The sequence below is a fragment of the Microcystis sp. M015S2 genome (assembly GCF_020245945.1).
Taxonomy (GTDB): Bacteria; Cyanobacteriota; Cyanobacteriia; order Cyanobacteriales; family Microcystaceae; genus Microcystis.
The window spans coordinates 48,858-65,197 of record NZ_JADBTX010000034.1 but is presented as its reverse complement, the minus strand read 5'-3'; the positions used below and the strand labels follow the sequence as shown (position 1 = coordinate 65,197).

Annotated in this window: 11 protein-coding genes; 7 read left to right on the top strand and 4 right to left on the bottom strand. The window is 42.5% G+C overall.

The window, feature by feature from the left end:
- Positions 1-422 precede the first annotated feature (422 nt).
- From IM473_RS07770 to IM473_RS07760, 3 genes are read left to right on the top strand one after another with little or no spacing between them, the layout of a single operon-like run.
- Entirely contained in the window at positions 423-2,771 is a 2,349-nt protein-coding gene (locus tag IM473_RS07770) for an HD family phosphohydrolase (RefSeq protein ID WP_287658296.1), read from the top strand.
- Positions 2,768-3,235, top strand: coding sequence for a DUF29 domain-containing protein (locus IM473_RS07765; RefSeq protein WP_287658295.1), 468 nt, complete (start codon positions 2,768-2,770; stop codon positions 3,233-3,235). Before IM473_RS07770 ends, IM473_RS07765 begins: the two co-directional genes overlap by 4 nt.
- Positions 3,236-3,273: 38 nt before the next feature.
- The gene (locus IM473_RS07760; protein ID WP_287658294.1) at positions 3,274-3,915 is read left to right on the top strand and encodes a Uma2 family endonuclease; all 642 of its coding nucleotides are present in this window, start codon (positions 3,274-3,276) and stop codon (positions 3,913-3,915) included.
- A 35-nt stretch (positions 3,916-3,950) separates the two neighbouring features.
- On the opposite strand, the gene IM473_RS07755 is transcribed toward IM473_RS07760, so the two are convergent.
- Positions 3,951-4,523 (bottom strand): Uma2 family endonuclease, encoded by a 573-nt coding sequence (locus IM473_RS07755; RefSeq protein WP_159253408.1) that lies wholly within the window; start codon positions 4,521-4,523, stop codon positions 3,951-3,953.
- A gap of 209 nt (positions 4,524-4,732) precedes the next feature.
- Here IM473_RS07755 and ileS point away from each other — a divergent pair, with 209 nt between their 5' ends.
- The 4 genes from ileS (at position 4,733) to IM473_RS07735 (ending at position 10,996) form a co-directional block, all read left to right on the top strand.
- The gene (ileS, locus tag IM473_RS07750) at positions 4,733-7,591 is read left to right on the top strand and encodes an isoleucine--tRNA ligase (protein WP_287658293.1); all 2,859 of its coding nucleotides are present in this window, start codon (positions 4,733-4,735) and stop codon (positions 7,589-7,591) included.
- Between the two features lie 91 nt (positions 7,592-7,682).
- Positions 7,683-8,714, top strand: a complete 1,032-nt coding sequence (locus IM473_RS07745) for a restriction endonuclease (RefSeq protein ID WP_287658292.1) — start codon at positions 7,683-7,685, stop codon at positions 8,712-8,714.
- Positions 8,698-10,464: a DNA methyltransferase gene (locus IM473_RS07740; RefSeq protein WP_287658291.1), complete on the top strand. Its 1,767-nt coding sequence runs from the start codon at positions 8,698-8,700 to the stop codon at positions 10,462-10,464. Before IM473_RS07745 ends, IM473_RS07740 begins: the two co-directional genes overlap by 17 nt.
- 115 nt (positions 10,465-10,579) lie before the next feature.
- Complete coding sequence (locus tag IM473_RS07735; RefSeq protein ID WP_002762767.1) at positions 10,580-10,996, top strand: RidA family protein; 417 nt, start codon at positions 10,580-10,582, stop codon at positions 10,994-10,996.
- 40 nt (positions 10,997-11,036) lie between these two features.
- Here IM473_RS07735 and IM473_RS07730 read toward each other — a convergent pair whose 3' ends face one another.
- From IM473_RS07730 to IM473_RS07720, 3 genes are all read right to left on the bottom strand, one after another.
- A complete protein-coding gene (locus tag IM473_RS07730; RefSeq protein WP_004163413.1) occupies positions 11,037-12,917 on the bottom strand; it encodes a DNA-directed RNA polymerase subunit gamma in 1,881 nt (626 codons plus the stop codon).
- A gap of 180 nt (positions 12,918-13,097) precedes the next feature.
- On the bottom strand, positions 13,098-14,609 hold the full coding sequence (locus IM473_RS07725; protein ID WP_287658290.1) for a WD40 repeat domain-containing protein: 1,512 nt from the start codon (positions 14,607-14,609) through the stop codon (positions 13,098-13,100).
- Between the two features lie 42 nt (positions 14,610-14,651).
- Positions 14,652-16,232, bottom strand: a complete 1,581-nt coding sequence (locus tag IM473_RS07720) for a photosystem II high light acclimation radical SAM protein (protein WP_287658289.1) — start codon at positions 16,230-16,232, stop codon at positions 14,652-14,654.
- Positions 16,233-16,340 lie beyond the last annotated feature (108 nt).

Sequence of the window (16,340 nt, the reverse complement as noted above, 5' to 3'; positions counted from 1 at the left end):
GACACTTACTAAAAGTGGGCAAGCTTTCAACAATATTAAGGAAAATCAATCAAAATAATCTCTCCTTGTCTAACTTTCCCGTGGTGTGCGGTGCTGGGAGAACTCTGTAACCCTTTTTCTCTTTTTTTTCCCGCCCAAAGGCCGGTCGATTTTGTAGGGGTGAACTGCGTTCGCCCACCGGCAATTATCGGCCCACCAGCAATTATCGGCCCGCCCGTTTTTTGGGGATTTGGGGCGATTTTTGGGTTATTTGGGCGCAGCGGAAGGCGAAAAACCCCCGCATCAAGTTAATCTAGATACCTTTCGAGAAAAAATTTTTTTGCACAGGGAGTCCTTAAAATAGAAAGGGAAACACAAAACCAAGTTGCTGGTATTCTTCCTCTGGGCATGGTGGCGCAGTTTATAGAATTTAGCTGGAATTTATGAATCATTTTCTGCATTCTTTCACTGTTTTTCCTGATTCTGCCCGAAAATCTCGCTCTTACTCCCTCGGTAAACTGCGACGACCCTTAATCTTCCTGTTTACCGTCGGTTGTCTGACTAGCGTGGTCGGTTATCGTTTCTATAATCAGCCGAAATTGGCCGTCGGGACTATTTCCCCCGTCACGATTATCGCCCCCGAAGATGCCCGTTTTCAAGACCAAGAAACCACCGCCCTCAAACGCCAAAAAATTCGGGCTGGACTGCTTCCCCGGCTGAAAAGAGACCCCCAAACCACCGACCAGATCGAGCGATCGCTGCAGGACACCTTAGGGCAATTAAGTCAAATTCGCCCAATTTTGCGAAGAAATTCCATTTTAATGGGCAGGACTATTTCCAACGCCACAATGGAAACGCTGCTCACCTTTTCTGCCCCTCAATGGTCAACTCTACAAAGCCGCCTCAACTATGAAGAATCTTTTACAAACCTCTTGACAAAAGAGCAGGAATATGCTGTTAGCGAAATCCAAGCCTATCGTCAGCGCGTGACGAAGGGAAGCTTTGAGCAATTTATCGATCGATTAGGGCAATTACGGCAAATAAAGGAGCAAACCAGCCAAAATTATCGGCATTCCAGCTTAAATAAACTCAAATACGCCGATCTGATCACAGTGGCCCAAATAGGCGATCGAGAGTGGCAAAACCTAGAAAAAGCCGTCCTGCAAGCGGGTCGCCGGATTTTGATACAAGGCATTCCCCCGGGGATTTCCACCAGTCACCTACAGGATACCATCGCCGTGCAGATTAGCAGCGATCGCCTAACCAGTCGCCAGCAGTCTTTAGCCGAAAATATCCTTCTAGCGGCCCTGGAGGGAGAAGCGAACCTGATAGAAGATCGGGAGGCAACCAAAGAACAAGCCGCTAAAGCGGTGGAAGCGGTAGATATGGTCATGTCTAGCGCTCAAACCGGTCAAATTATCGTTAAAGCAGGCGAAAAAATTACTCAAGCTCAGTTTGTTCTCATCGATGGCTTTGGTTTGAGCGAACGGGGCATTAACTGGATGGGTTTAGGGTCAACGGCAATCCTTGTCACCAGTGCGATCGGGACTTTTTGCCTCGTTGCTCAGCGTCTCCATCGGCCTCTGCGTCACCGGGATTTTATTCTCTTGGGTTTACTAAGTTTTACCACACCGATCCTAGCGATCGCCAATATTCCCTTTACCAATCTGGCAGCCGTGGGTTTATTAGTCAGCAGTTTCTACGGCCCGACTCTGGCCGTCACCCAGGTCCTCTTAACTGCCGGTCTTTCCCTATTCAGCATCCAAGGTATCAGCGCCGATTTAATCGCCGGGACGATAGGGGGACTATTAGCGGCTATGATAGCGGGAAAATTGCGTTCTAGGGATGAATTATCGCTGCTAGGGATGGGAATCGGAGTCAGCCAAGGCGGTGTTTATCTGCTCACTTACCTAATCGTTAGTGCCACGGCCAGCACGATCATCTATACTCTACTACCCACGGCGCTCGTCTATGGTCTATCGGGGATAGCTTGGACGGTAATCGCCCTAGGATTATCCCCCTATTTGGAACGCTGTTTCGATGTGGTCACTCCCATTCGTCTGGTGGAGTTGTCCAATCCTAATTGTAGTTTGCTCAAACGTTTGGCCACGGAAGCGCCGGGGACTTTTCAACATACCCTTTTTGTCGCCTGTTTAGCTGAAGCGGCCGCCCGAAAACTGCACTGTAATGTGGAATTAATTCGCACGGGGACCCTCTATCACGATATCGGGAAAATGCACGATCCTCTCGGTTTTATTGAAAATCAAATGGGTGGCCCGAATAAACACGATGAAATTAACGATCCCTACGTCAGCGCCGAGATTATTAAAAAGCACGTTAGCGAAGGGTTAGTCATGGCCCGCAGACACGGTTTACCGCGAGTCGTCCGCGATTTTATTCCCGAACACCAAGGCAATCTCTTAATTTCCTATTTTTATCAGCAAGCTTTGCAAAAATCCGCCCAAAATGGTCAAGAATTCGTCGATGAGGCGGCCTTTCGCTACGATGGTCCGATTCCCCAATCGCGAGAAACGGCGATCGTTATGTTAGCCGATAGTAGCGAGGCCGCTTTGCGATCGCTGAAGGAGGCCTCCCCAGAACAAGCCATGGATATGATCAAAAAGATTTTTCAGGCCCGATGGCGCGATCAACAATTAGTAGATAGTGGTATTCGTCAGGAGGAATTACCAATTATTGCCGAGGTTTTTGTGCAAGTTTGGCAACAATTCCACCATCAACGCATTGCCTACCCGAAAGCAGTTTTAGAAGTCTCCTCAGCCAAAAAAATATGAAAAAAGATCCTTGGCTAAATCAGTTACAATTTCTCTACGAACAAGATGAACATCTCTGGTTAACTGAAACAATTAAACTTCTCAAGGAAAATCGTCTAGCTGAGTTGGATATTCAACATTTAATCGAGGAGTTGGAGGCTTTGAGCAAACGGGATAAAAATCGAGTTGAGAGTTTTTTAAGACAGATAATTATTCATCTTTTGTTATGGCAATATTGGTCAGAAGAATTTGAATTAAATCATCGGCATTGGCAAGGAGACATAGCCACTTTTAGAGTTCAGCTAAATGGATATTTAAGCACAAATTTAGAAAAATATCTCCTAGATAACCAAGAAAAAATCTATCAAGATGCCGTTTTTATTGTCGGGCAAAAAACTGAAATATCTCCTCACAATTTCCCTCTAAATTGTCCCTATTCCCTTGAACAAATGCTTGATAGGCATTGGTTGCCAGAGCGAAATTAGTTAAATCCCACAGGAAAAAATCAAGGATAATTACCAAAATGCTACTAATTACTCTCAACGAAAATACTTTATCTTTATCTCCGGGCAGTCAAGTTATTTTCCCTGATCAGACTTGGGAAGATTACGAAAGATTACTGAGTTTACGTCTCCAAAAAACCTATCCCAAACTCTATTTTAATCGCAAAACTCAAGAAATTCGGCTTATGTCTCCTTTACCAAGTCATGGCAAACGTATTAATCTTTTAAGTGATTTAGTAAAAATTATCCTCCGTCGCCAAGGTAAAGACTGGGAATGTTTTGATCCGATTACCTTGAAAATTCCAGGGGAAGCGGGAGTAGAACCAGATACTTGTTTTTATATTGATAATAGACAGGCAATTTTAGGCAAAGAAAGAATTGATTTAACTGTTGATCCTCCTCCCGATTTAGCTATAGAAGTGGATTTTACTTCCCTGACTGATGTAGAGGCTTATCAATTGTTGAAAATACCTGAATTGTGGGTTTATCGTCGGGAAGAATTAAAAATATATCTGTTCATAGAAGACGGTTATCAAGAAAGCGAAAATAGTCGTCTCTTTCCCGATATAAATATCAAGAAACTTTTTCCCTATTATGTTGAATTAGGCTGGAATCAAGGTTCTAGTCTTGCTTTACGTCAGTTTGAAGCTTTAGAGAATTAGAGACCTAAAAGTGCGATGTCAAAAAAGAATTGTAATCATACCAAACCGGGGACTTTCCGATAGATAGAAGCGATCGATCCCCGGAATCCTACACTGGTAAATTCTACCTCATCTCCCGCTTCATAGATCTGTTCTTGCCAAACTCCCGAATCCTCGCGACGGTGACATTCAATTTTCCTCTGGTTTTGATGAATAAGAATGTATTCTTTTAAGGTGGGACAGGTTTGATAATCGCTAAATTTATCACCCCTATCAAAGGATTCCGTAGATTTCGATAATACTTCAATAATCAGAACGGGATAGAGAATAAAATCATCGGTATTGTTAATCTCTCTCTCGTCACAAACCACCGCAATATCGGGATAATAATAACAATTTGCCTCCTCTAACCGGACTTTGATATCGGAAGTGAGAACAAGACAGGGACTATCATCGAGATGATTACCTAAAACCTTGGCTAAATTGGCCGATAAAACGATATGCGGCTTTTTTGCGCCTACCATCGCATAAATCCGTCCTTTTCGGTACTCGTGCTTGATCGGACTGACTCTTTCCCCTTCTAGATACACTTCTGGAGAGACATAAAAAAAATTAGGATTCGTCACCATCGTCCTCATGCTCCCTATTCTCGAATAACTAAATTATAGCCTTTGGGAATCATCGCTCTTGGACACAATCTCGCTAGACTTATAGATCAATGATTGTCACTTGTAATATTTATATTACAGTTATGTGACAGACTAGAGATAACGACTCTCAAAGGGACGTTATTTAGGAATGAATCCCGAAAACGATTGATATCCATAGGTTTGCTAGAATGTCCAACGCTAAAAGTTACAAAGATACCGTTAATTTGCCTCAAACTGACTTTGATATGCGAGCAAATGCCAGTAAACGTGAGCCAGAAATCCAGAAATTCTGGCAAGATGAGCAAATATACGAGAAATTAGCGCAAAATAACCCCAAAGAATTATTTATTCTCCACGATGGCCCCCCCTACGCTAACGGGTCTCTGCATATCGGTCATGCTTTAAATAAAATTCTCAAAGACATTATCAATAAATATAAACTGCTACAAGGCTACAAAGTGCGCTATGTGCCTGGTTGGGATTGTCACGGGTTGCCGATCGAACTGAAGGTTTTACAAAGTCTCAAAAGCTCGGAAAAAGAGGGTCTAACCCCTTTGAAATTACGTCAGAAAGCCCACGATTTTGCCCTTCAAACGCAAAAAGAACAGTGTGAAGGTTTCAAAAGGTATGGAGTCTGGGGAGACTGGGAAAATCCCTATTTAACCCTACAACCTGAATACGAGGCCGCTCAAATTGCCGTATTCGGAAAAATGGCCCTAAAAGGTTATATTTATCGGGGACTAAAACCGGTTCACTGGAGTCCTAGTTCTCAAACCGCTTTAGCTGAGGCAGAATTAGAATATCCCGAAGGTCACACTTCCCGCAGTGTCTATGTTGCTTTTCCAATTACGTCAGTTTCAACGTCGGTTTTAACGCCATTTTTGCCTAATTTATCCGTGGCTATCTGGACGACTACCCCTTGGACTTTACCCGGGAATTTGGCCGTCGCATTGAACCCAGAATTAAACTATTCAGTGGTGGAAACTAGCGAGTCTAATTATCTAATCGTAGCGACGGATTTAGTCGAAAAATTGGCCGACATTTTTAACACAACTTTGACGATTAAAGCAACGGTTAAAGGTCTGGAATTAGAACATACTAAATATCGTCATCCTTTGTTTGACAGAGAAAGTGCGATTCTCATCGGTGGGGATTATGTAACCACTGATTCCGGCACCGGATTAGTTCATACTGCACCTGGCCATGGTCAGGAGGATTATATCGTCGGACAACGTTACGGTTTACCGATACTTTCTCCCGTGGATGATAAGGGAAATTTCACCGCAGAAGCGGGACAATTTGCGGGTTTAAATGTCTTGAAAGATGCTAATGAAGCAATCATTTTAGCACTGACAGAAAAAGGTGCCTTACTCAAAGAAGAAGCATATCAGCATAAATATCCCTACGATTGGAGAACCAAAAAACCGACAATTTTCCGCGCAACAGAACAATGGTTTGCTTCCGTGGAAGGATTCCGGGAATTAGCTTTAGAAGCAATTGATTCGGTGCGTTGGATTCCTGCAACCGGTAAGAATCGCATCACTTCTATGGTTAGTGAAAGAAGCGATTGGTGTATCTCTCGTCAGCGCAGTTGGGGGGTTCCTATTCCTGTTTTTTATGACGAAGAAACGAATGAACCTCTGTTAACCGAGGAGACGATTAATCACGTTCAAGCTATCTTCGCGGTCAAGGGTTCTAATGCTTGGTGGGAGTTATCCGTAGAGGAATTATTGCCTCCCAGTTATCGCGATAATGGTCGCAGTTATCGCAAGGGAATGGATACTATGGATGTGTGGTTTGATTCTGGTTCTAGTTGGAATGCGGTGGCTAATGCTCGACCAGAATTAAGTTATCCTGCGGATATGTATCTAGAAGGATCGGATCAGCATCGGGGATGGTTTCAATCGAGTTTATTAACCAGTGTGGCTGCTAATGGTATTGCTCCCTATAAAACGGTGTTAACTCACGGTTTTGTTTTGGATGAACAGGGACGAAAAATGAGTAAATCTCTGGGTAATGTCATCGATCCTAATGTGATCATTAATGGTGGTAAAGACCATAAAAAAGAACCCGCTTATGGGGTAGATGTGATTCGGTTATGGGTGTCCTCGGTGGACTATACCAATGATGTGAATATCGGTCAAAATATTCTTAAACAGTTGGTAGATATCCGTAATAAAATCCGTAATACTGCCAGGTTTTTACTGGGGAGTTTAAATGATTTTGATCCCGTTAAGGATGCGGTAGCTTATGAAGATCTACCGGAGATTGATCGCTATATGTTACATCGTATCTCGGAGGTGTTTACGGAAGTTACGGCAGCTTTTGAAAGTTTCCAATTTTTCCGCTTTTTTCAGACGGTACAGAATTTTTGTGTTGTCGATTTATCTAACTTTTATATCGACATTGCTAAGGATCGTTTATACATTTCTGATCCTAATTCTTTCCGTCGTCGCAGTTGTCAAACAGTTTATGCTATTGCTTTAGAAAATCTCGCTAAAGCGATCGCTCCTGTCCTGTCTCATCTAGCGGAAGATATCTGGCAATTTCTCCCCTACAAAACTCCTTATTTATCGGTATTTGAGTCAGGATGGCTAAACATTGATCCTGCTTGGAATAATCGCGAATTGGCCGATAAATGGGCCAAATTCCGGCAGCTACGCACCGAAGTTAATAAGGTGATGGAAACTGCCAGAAATGATAAAGCGATCGGTGCTTCTTTAGAGGCAAAAGTTTTACTTTATGTTCCCGATGAAAGCTTAAAACAGGAGTTAGAATTATTCAACAATTGTGATAGTTTAACGGGAAATAAAGTCGATGAATTGCGTTATCTATTTCTCTCTTCCCAAGTGGAATTAGTTAGTGATATTAGCGCGATTCAAACCGCAGAATATAAGGGAGAATCGGACTTTGTTTCGGTGGGAATTGTCAAAGCAGACGGCGAAAAATGCGATCGCTGTTGGAATTATTCCACTCAAGTGGGAAAATTTGCCGATGATCCCACTATTTGCGAGCGCTGTAATGCCGCTTTAAAAGGAGAGTTCTAAGCTAAATTAAAAGGGTGCTTTATTGTCGAATAAAGTACCCTTAGTTGCTTCTACAAACTTAAACTTATGGAAATTCAAGATCAAGAAAAATATGGATGTTAGCGATCTTAAGAAAACTGCCTTGATATATTGGCCAGTTGAATTAGCAGAAAAAGAAAAACTATCTAGTATAATTCCCTTACTAATACGAACTCAAGAAAGTTTTATCAGTATATTAAGAATAGCATCTAAAGATCCATTCTCATGGATAACAGCCTTAGATTTATGTGATGAACTTTATCCTAATCTATTTTTAAAACATCTCTGTGTTCTATCTGATATTGGTGGAGAAAATTTAAAACGATTCTCTTCAGAACTTTCTAGGGATTTTTATTCTAAAGATTTTGAGTTTATATTTCGAGACAAAATTTATCAATACCAGTTTGTTTCTTTGAAAAATAGAGCTACATGGAATAATAAAAATTTGGGATTAGACGGGGAGGGGATATTAAAACCTTGTTCTCTTAGCCAAGAAATCCGAGATGTTATTATGCTAATAATGTTCGGTGGTTTGGCAACCTCTATAAATGTTCCTGATGAAATAGAAGAAAAATGTATTATTGGTGCTATGATAGGTAACATTAGACTTCTGGAAGAATATATTAAGCATCGTTACATCTGGGTTAGTAAAATTACTGGGGGAGCAAAATCGAATAAAATGGGTCAGCTTGCTCAAGAATACATTAGAGAAAAATTGAAAGTATATTTACCTGAGTGGGATTTTTCTAGAAAATCTATACCAGGAATAAGTCAAAATGAGGGTAGAACACTAACCAAATTTGATATAGTGGGAATACCACCTCATGATCAACCACCTTACTGGGGTATTGAAGTATCATTTCAATTTACTACTAACAGTGTTGTAGAAAGGAAAGGAAAATTGGCTAGAGATAGACGAGAAATTTTAAACAGACAGCACCATAAGGTTGCTTATGTAGTTGATGGAGCGGGAAATTTTGACAGAAGTTCTTTTATACAAGACTTAATTGATTTTAGTGACTGTGTTGTTAACTTTAGTGAAAATGATCTTAAGCGTTTAGCTAAAACTATGGAGGATTCAATTAAAAATGAGCCACAAAAGTGAAAATTGTCTACCACTAAAAATTATTGAAATACAGCCCTCTGCGTTAGAAGATAATTATCAAAATATAGGCAAAAACTCTAATGTCTATTTTCTTCATCTTCCGACTATTAAACAATGTAAAATCAAAGAAATATCTAATCTTAAAGATTATTTAATTAGTTTTGCAAATGAATTAGATGATAAAAGTGTATTGTGTATATTGTCCAATGCAGAAATTGCCTGTCAAGTCATATCGTTTTTAGAAAAATCTACATATTTCAAGCTATGGGTTGCTATCAAAAGAAGTCAAGCATTAATGGATGAGAGCTATATGTTAGACAACCATGTATCTTTGACGATGTTTACTAAATACCGTTCACCTTTAAAGCATAATAAAACTTTAATTCAGTATTCTTATTGTCCCTCCTGTAATAAAACGACAAAAGATTATGGAGGTAAAAAACATTTATATAGTCCATTGGGAACATTAATGTCAGATGTGTGGAGGGACATAAGTTATTCTCATCAAAAAATACCTCAAGATATTCTTGAAAGAATAAAGGATCTTTTTGGGTTAGAACCATATCAATTTGTGTACTATATAGATCTACAAAATTATTTTGCCACCATCGACAATAATCAAAAAATAAAACCTCTAGAAAATACAACTAATAATGTCATATACAAACAACCAAGTAATTTGATTAAAAGCAATCTACTAATTAATGATGATTGCTTAAATTATCTACGATTATTACCCAATAATTCAATAGATTTTGTTTTTGCCGATCCTCCTTACAATATCCAAAAAAAATATGATATATGGAATGATTGTCAGGATAATAATCAATACATAAAGTGGTGTATTGAATGGGTCAATGAACTGGCTAGAGTATTAAAGAATGGAAAAACTCTAGCACTCCTCAATATTCCTATATACTTGGCTAAATACTATGAATTTAGTCAAGGAGTTTTAGAATTTCAAAATTGGATAGTTTGGGAAAGTCTTAGTCTTCCTGTAAGACAAATAATGCCTGCACATTATGGTATTTTGTGCCTAGGCAAAGGTGAACCAGAAATTAAAAAAATTAGTAATGAAAGTATTTATGATTATAATTTTTCTTTAAAAGAATGGTATTGTATTAGAGAGCAATGTATCAAAAAAAGAAATAAAGATAAAACAGTAGATAGAGAACCGTTAACTAATATATGGTGGGACATTCATAGACTAAAGCATAATTCAAAACGTGTAGATCACCCATGTCAACTACCTCCAACACTAATGAAACGTATTCTCACTATATTTACCGAGGAAAATGATTTAGTATTAGACCCTTTTAATGGCTCTGGTACAACTACTCTTGTTGCCTCTATCATGAACAGACGATACATTGGCATTGAAATTTCTGAGCAGTATCATTCTTTAGCTGAACAAAGACATACAGAGTTAGAAAATGGTGTTGATCCATTTGCTAAAAGAGATATTATTCCTAAGGCTAAAAATAGTAGAGTTAATCGTATTAAAAAACAAAAATATGATGTTTCTAAAAAAACTTTACAGCTAGAAGTGAGAGATATAGCGGTAAAAATAGGACGAAAACCAACCAGAGAAGATATAGAAAAGTACAGCCAATATCCTTTCAGATACTTTGACGAATATTTTGCTGATTGGGGAGAAGTTTGTAGTGCTGTCGGTGATAAGGGTATGCAAGAAAACAAGGACATAGATAACTATCCAGACTTTAAGCAGCTTGAGCTACCATTTGAGTGATTCTTAATAATGTTGACTTATTTCTCACAGGATCGCTTAGTCAAAATTAAACCCCCTAACCGGCGAAAATTAACTGCAAGCGATCAAAAAACTGGGAAAATATTCAATTGATTCAATGTCATCTTTTTTAACTATCCTGCCCATGAATAATCAGGTCATCCGTACTGATAAAGCTCCGGCCCCTGTGGGTCCCTATAATCAAGCGATCGCCGCTCCTGGTCCTTTTCTCTTTGTTGCGGGACAAATTCCCCTAGATCCCGTCACGGGTGAAATCGTCTCCGGGGAAATTAGCGCCCAAACCGAACAAGTTATGGCCAATCTAGAGGGCATTTTAACCGCTGCCGGAGCTAATTGGTCAAATGTGGTGAAAACTACCGTCTTTCTCTCGGATTTAGCCAATTTCGGGGCGATGAATCAAGTTTATGCCCGTTATTTCCCCCCGGAAACTGCCCCGGCCCGGGCCTGTGTGGAGGTGGCCCGTCTTCCCAAAGATGTGCTAGTGGAAATAGAATGTATTGCCGCTTTAGCCTAAAAATTAAGGTGGGCAATGCCCACCCTAAGGGAATCTCTCTCTAGACCACCAAAGCTTCTAGAATCGTCTTATTGTAGATAATTCGCCCTACAGTAGTACGCACATACTGAGAAATTATCTCACCATCCTTCTCGCGGGTTTTGCGCTCCCGATAATATTTCCAGATGCTGCCATCGGGGAGAGTTTCCGTTTCCAGGACTTCCTCATCGGGTTTATTGGTTTTCACCTTTTCTCCGACCGGTAAACGCAACCACACAGAAGCGTGCAGATCCACCAATCCCTGATCAAAAGCGCGAATAGCGTCATCCATGCTGGCGAAATAACGACCCCCACCCTTTTGGGCCTTGGGATTTTCGGCCGTGAGATAATAACAACCCAAAACCATATCCTGAGAAGGGGCAACAATCGGGCGACCGGTCGCCGGTGAGAGAATATTATGACAAGCTAACATCAATAATCGCGCTTCCGATTGTGCTTCCAGGGAGAGGGGAATATGTACGGCCATTTGGTCGCCGTCAAAGTCAGCGTTAAAAGCGGGACAGACGAGGGGATGTAACTGAATCGCCCGGCCCTCCACCAGTATCGGTTCAAACGCTTGAATGCCCAAACGGTGCAGGGTAGGAGCGCGGTTTAACATCACCGGGTGTCCCGTGATTACTTCATCCAAGACGTGCCAAACATTGGCATCCCCCCGTTGGATCATTTTCTTGGCTGCCTTGATATTATTGACGATGCCTAATTTAATTAAACGATGGATAACGAAGGGTTGGAACAATTCGATCGCCATTTCCCGGGGTAAACCGCATTGATAGATCTTCAATTTCGGACCGACAACGATAACCGAACGTCCCGAATAGTCAACCCGTTTACCGAGGAGATTTTGACGGAAACGCCCCTGTTTACCCTCGATAATATCCGATAAAGACTTCAGGGCGCGATTATTGGCCCCCACCACCGTGCGACCACGACGACCGTTATCAATTAAAGCATCGACGGCCTCCTGTAACATCCGTTTTTCGTTGCGGACGATAATTTCCGGGGCGAGAATTTCTTGCAGACGGGATAAACGGTTATTGCGGTTAATCACCCGACGGTAGAGATCGTTCAGGTCAGAGGTGGCAAAACGGCCGCCGTCCAACTGCACCATCGGGCGTAAATCGGGGGGAATCACGGGAATTACGCTTAAAACCATCCATTCTGCCTGAGAACCGGTGGCGATAAAGTTATCGATTACCCGGAGACGTTTAATTAATTTTGCCCGTTTTTGCCCTTTACTTTCGACAATTTCCGTCCGCAGTCTTTCCGCTTCTTCTTCTAGGTTAATTTCCTGTAAGAGTCTTTGGATAGCCTCGGCCCCGATACCCACTTCAATGCCGACTAATTCCGAATCCTCCGCGTAGATTTCTTCTTCGATCTCTAACCATTGATCTTCGCTGAGGAGTTGTTTATAACTAAGATTGCCCGCGTTACCCGGATCGAGAACCACATAGGCATTAAAATAGACGATCTGCTCCACGTCCCGCAGGGGCATATCGAGCAGGATACTGAGATAACTGGGAATACCTTTGAGATACCAAACGTGAGTGACGGGGGCAGCTAATTTGATAAAACCCATGCGATGACGACGTACCCGGGACTCGGTGACTTCCACCCCGCAACGTTCACAGACAATTCCCCGGTGACGGACGCGTTTGTATTTACCGCACCAACATTCCCAGTCCTTGGAGGGGCCAAAAATTTTCTCGCAGAATAACCCATCCATTTCCGGTTTGAGAGTCCGATAGTTGATCGTTTCTGGTTTGGTTACTTCTCCGACGACTTGACCGTTAGGTAGGGTTCTTTCTCCCCATTGTCGAATTCTCTCGGGGGACGCTAAACCGATTTTGACGTAATCAAATCTTTGATCTGTTGGAGTCTTCATTCTCAATTTTTTACTATGGGTAATGATTCTGGGATAAGCGATCGCTCTCGCGTTCTCGATGCCCCGATGACAACTATTGGGCAGAAACGACAGTTAACTCAGTCACTTTTTCTTGGGGTCAAACTGGCCTGACCGAGTCCGGGACATTACATTATACAATTTTTCTAGTTTGATCGACCATTAAGTGATATTTTCCCAGATGGTGATGCTGCCGTCGGCCGCAGCCGCCGCTAGGTGGCAATAATCGGGGCTGAGAACTAAACTGGAAATTGGCGATGATCGCTCATTGGCATGGATGAGAGTGGCGATCGCCTGTTGATAATTGGCTAACCAGATTTTAATCTCTCCGTCGGTTCCCCCCGTAAATAACCACTGACCCTCCTCTGCGAATACCAAGCTTGTCACCTGACCATTATGGGCATTAATCACCCGAATTGGCGCAAAATGACCGCTTTTCTCGGGGTCGTATTGCCAGATTTTCACCGTACCATCCACACAACCGGCGGCAATAATCTGACTATCGGCAGCGATCGCCAGACTCTGCACCGAAGAAACGTTACCGGATAAGACGGCGATTTTTGCTCCCGATCCCAACTGCCAGAGGGTGACAGTGCCATCACCTCCAGCTGCGGCGATAAAATCTTGATTAGGAGCCACTGCTAGGGCATAAATTGCCCCTAGACTGTCATAGGAGCTAAATTCTTCGGTTTCCTGCTCTAAATTCCACTGTTTTAGGGTTTGATCGTAACTACCACTCACCAAAAAATGCCAACGGGGGGCAAAATCCAGGCCATGAATCGAACCGAGATGACCGAGGAAAATTTGATTTAATTCCAGATTACTGGCATCGGCGGCTAAAGTCCATAATTTAACGGTTTGATCGAATCCTCCCGTCGCTAGATGATAATCGCCGTTTCCAGTCACTGCTAGGGCTAAAATGCCCTGATCATGAGCTTCCACCGTATTAATCAGGGTTCCCCTCGCAAAATCCCAGATTTTTAGGGTACGATCCCAACTAACGCTCATTAAAAACCGTTGATCCTCGGTAATTGCGATCGCTGTAATCATTTCCCGATGGGCGCTCAGACGGCGATAATAGTGCCAATGGGGGATAGGGACGGGGGGGGAAGTGGGAGTTAAATTAAGGGCGGGTAGGGTGATTTGTGGCTCATTTTCCGCTTTTGTGGCGGGAATATCGGCTGATTCTTCGTTAATCGGCAAAATCTCTCTATGTAAGCGACTGTAGGATTTTTCCAGATGTTCGATGCGTTCGAGCAGCGCGTTACGGTTGATATATTGAATAATTTGATTGTAGGACTGTTCGAGGGCGAGAATATTCTCCTCTAATTCTGCGACCACACGGGCGTTATTCCTGGCCGCTGCGGGACTGAGGGACTGTATTTGTGCCGATAAAGCTTCTTTTTCTTCTTCCCACTGCTCCTGTAAATGACCGGTTATCTCGGTTAAGCGTTGAAGTTGCCTGGTTCTTTCTCGGAGACGATTGAGAATATTCAACCCGAAAGTCACGACTAGGAGGAACAAAGGCAAAAACCCCGCACCCATGGCGATAAGGGTAAGCAGGGTTAATCCTAGGGCGATATATTCCGCTAATTCTAGCCCATGGAGGCGATGGTCGGTCATTTTGCAGTTACCGGTAAAGGGATTTTGATCATCTCCTGATTTCAGACTCATGGTAACGCTAATTGCCGCCTTGGGATTGACTAAAATTAATTTTTAAGCAGGAATTAAGACTTTTTCCTTAGTTTCTATGGGTGCGGTCAGAGCGGATTCTAAATCGGCTTTCCCTAGTCTTGCTTCCAAAATTTTCAGCACTTCCCGTCCAAAATCATCGGGATTTTGTCGCCATGCTTGCAGACAAACTTCACCAAAAAATGACCCCAAAGGTTCAGGATTCCAGAGCAGTTTTTTGGCTGTCCAGGGCATTAAACTCATGGGATCGTAGTCGGGTTTAAGAATTTCTTTTTTGATGGCGTATTCTTCTAGATGGGTGTGGGGTTGTAGTCCGATAAAAAAGATGGCTGGTTCCACTTTATCGACTCCAAAAATGTTTTCTAATTCCCGATGATAGGCGATAGTTTGACGAATAGTTTCTAGGGTTTCATCAATAACATTAAAAGAATAATTTACCGAAACTAGATCATTAAAACCCGCCGCTTTTAAGTCTCGACAATTTTGCAGAACTGTCCGCAAATTATAGCCCATACGCATTTTTCGGACTAATTCCTGAGAACCACTGGTGATACCAATTTCAAAGTAGTTCATGCCTGTTTTTACCATTAAATCGCACAGTTTCGGGGTGAGATTATCGGCGCGAATATAGGCAGCCCAATGGATATCTTTCATCCCAGCGGCGAGGATTTTTTCTAATAGTTCTTCTACATCGTCGATAAATTTTCTGGCGGGGATAAATTGGGCATCGGTAAACCAGAAATTGCGAATGCCGCGGTCGTATAATTGGCGTATTTCCTTAACTACTTCATCGGCGGGATTAATCCGTACTTGTTTCCCTTCGACAACGGTATAGATGCAGTAGCAGCAGTTATGGGGACAGCCGCGCTTGGTTTGTACCCCGATATAAAAGTCGTTTTCTTGGAAATAGTAGGAAAATTCTGGCCAAATACTGGCGATATAGTCGTAGTTACAAGCGGATTTTTCTAACGGGGTGGGGGATTCGTGGATTAAACGCGGCCGGGGTGTGGTTTCTCCGACGACATAACAACGTTCATCGCTAAAGTCCCGGCCAGAGAGGAATTTTTCTAGCAGCGTTTCCCCTTCTCCCACTGATACAATTGTTCCTGTGGGCAGTTTGGTTTTTAGTTGTTCATAGAAAACACTGACGGCACCACCCCCGACGATAACTCGCGCTTCGGGATGGTATTTTTTGGCCTGCTGCAACCCGCGGCGAATTAGTGCCTGATTGCGCCATAATTCGCCGTAGTAGGCTGTTGTCACCTTTAAACCTCCTAAAGCACCTCGCAGCTTGATTAGGGGGTTTTTAGCGTAGTAAAATTCAAAGGCGTTTTGCAGGGGATTACCACCGCGACCACCGACGGGAGCATATATTTGAATATCCCGCCAGGAGAATACTAGCAGGGTGGGCCGAAATTCGTCAACACAGCGATCGAGTGCTTGGTTAAAGTCTAAGGGTGGGACTGCACCAAGGTCAAAAATCCTTTGTTCGATGTCGGGGAATAGTTTATGAACGTGGTCGGAAAGATAAACGACACCGATGGGGAAAATGGGGTTACAGGGGAGTCTAACGTAGAGGATGCGTTGTGCTTGCGGTTGAGTCATGAGATTTCTGAATGGGACGAGGACGCATTCTGAGTAATCTTAATATAACTTAACTTTGTCCGGCTTGTCTGGCAGTTATCAGTTATCAGTTATCAGTTATCAGTTATC

What these genes read in the sequence shown, in the direction of transcription:
- IM473_RS07745 (WP_287658292.1), top strand. Translation starts at nt 7,683, where the DNA reads ATGGATGTTAGCGATCTTAAGAAAACTGCCTTGATATATTGGCCAGTT.
- IM473_RS07720 (WP_287658289.1), bottom strand. Translation starts at nt 16,232, where the DNA reads ATGACTCAACCGCAAGCACAACGCATCCTCTACGTTAGACTCCCCTGT.
- IM473_RS07755 (WP_159253408.1), bottom strand. Translation starts at nt 4,523, where the DNA reads ATGGTGACGAATCCTAATTTTTTTTATGTCTCTCCAGAAGTGTATCTA.
- IM473_RS07730 (WP_004163413.1), bottom strand. Translation starts at nt 12,917, where the DNA reads ATGAAGACTCCAACAGATCAAAGATTTGATTACGTCAAAATCGGTTTA.
- ileS (WP_287658293.1), top strand. Translation starts at nt 4,733, where the DNA reads ATGTCCAACGCTAAAAGTTACAAAGATACCGTTAATTTGCCTCAAACT.
- IM473_RS07725 (WP_287658290.1), bottom strand. Translation starts at nt 14,609, where the DNA reads ATGAGTCTGAAATCAGGAGATGATCAAAATCCCTTTACCGGTAACTGC.
- IM473_RS07770 (WP_287658296.1), top strand. Translation starts at nt 423, where the DNA reads ATGAATCATTTTCTGCATTCTTTCACTGTTTTTCCTGATTCTGCCCGA.
- IM473_RS07740 (WP_287658291.1), top strand. Translation starts at nt 8,698, where the DNA reads ATGAGCCACAAAAGTGAAAATTGTCTACCACTAAAAATTATTGAAATA.
- IM473_RS07765 (WP_287658295.1), top strand. Translation starts at nt 2,768, where the DNA reads ATGAAAAAAGATCCTTGGCTAAATCAGTTACAATTTCTCTACGAACAA.
- IM473_RS07735 (WP_002762767.1), top strand. Translation starts at nt 10,580, where the DNA reads ATGTCATCTTTTTTAACTATCCTGCCCATGAATAATCAGGTCATCCGT.
- IM473_RS07760 (WP_287658294.1), top strand. Translation starts at nt 3,274, where the DNA reads ATGCTACTAATTACTCTCAACGAAAATACTTTATCTTTATCTCCGGGC.